The sequence below is a fragment of the Haloferax sp. Atlit-6N genome, from assembly GCF_003383195.1.
Classification (GTDB): Archaea; Halobacteriota; Halobacteria; order Halobacteriales; family Haloferacaceae; genus Haloferax; species Haloferax gibbonsii.
Genome location: NZ_QEQJ01000193.1, coordinates 1 through 515, shown reverse-complemented (window position 1 = coordinate 515; position 515 = coordinate 1). Strand labels below are relative to the sequence as shown.

Sequence of the window (515 nt, the reverse complement as noted above, 5' to 3'; positions counted from 1 at the left end):
TCACGGAGAAGAGGCGATGTTCATCGGAAGCGATGCGACAGCCTTTATCGAGCACACAGACCAAGTCACGTACCTCAAAAGTGGGGATATCGCACACCTCACCGCTGATAATGTCACAATCTACAACGACGGCGAACAGGTAGAACGGGAGATCGAGACCCTAGAGTGGGATGCTGATGCCGCCGGCAAAAGTGGCTATGAGCATTATATGCTCAAAGAGATTCACGAGCAGCCGCGAGCACTCCGAAAGGCCATTTCGGGGCGGATCAATGACTTAGCGACAACCGTCGATCTCGATGTTGAATTGCCGGCTGAATACCTGCAGTCGATCGAGGAGATTCAGATCATTGCGTGCGGGACGTCCTATCACGCTGGCCTGTACGCCAAAGAATTGCTTGAAGCACACGCCGGCGTCCGGGTCACAGTGCATATCGCAAGTGAGTACGACTTCGATGCGGGGCGCGATCCGTGGCGGACGCTCGTCCTCGGGATTACCCAAAGTGGTGAAACCGCAG

1 protein-coding gene is annotated in these 515 nt (G+C 55.1%); it reads left to right on the top strand.

Features of this window, described 5'->3' with window-relative positions; all coding sequences use genetic code 11:
* Nucleotides 1-515 (top strand): SIS domain-containing protein (locus DEQ92_RS21890; RefSeq protein WP_115821781.1); only part of this gene is annotated, 515 nt, incomplete at both ends.